Source organism: Seonamhaeicola marinus, assembly GCF_008085455.1.
In genome coordinates this window covers 1-387 of the sequence record NZ_VSDQ01000002.1, presented here as the reverse complement: position 1 = coordinate 387, position 387 = coordinate 1, and the positions used below count along the sequence as shown (strand labels likewise).

At 25.3% G+C, this 387-nt stretch carries 1 protein-coding gene; it reads right to left on the bottom strand.

The genetic code is table 11. The features are described from left to right. Nucleotides 1–83 precede the first annotated feature (83 nt). On the bottom strand, nt 84–387 hold a 304-nt coding region (locus FUA24_RS00010; RefSeq protein WP_148539554.1), incomplete at its 5' end, for a GNAT family N-acetyltransferase.

The following is a 387-nucleotide window of genomic DNA, read 5'->3' as shown; positions in this document are numbered from 1 at the left end:
TTATTGGTACGTTATTAACAGATTAAATAATAAACCTATTAAAGGACATTTTACACTAAAGAAATAAATTGTTAGTTTAGTTATTAACTTTTTATCATACTTATATGTGGTATATTATCTTCAAGGTACTGTTCACCTATTTGTTTAAAGCCTAAATTATTATAAAATTTTACTAGATAGCATTGTGCTGAAATTTTAATAATAGTTTCATTAAAATAGTTATTAACAGCAGTTATTGATGCATTCATAATGTCATAGCCATAATTGTGTTTTCTTTCATTTTTAGCAACAACAACTCTGCCAATGCTAGCGTTTTCAAAGTAATCACCTGGTTTAAAAATACGTGTATAAGCCACTATTTTGTTGTTTTTAAAGCCTAAAATATGT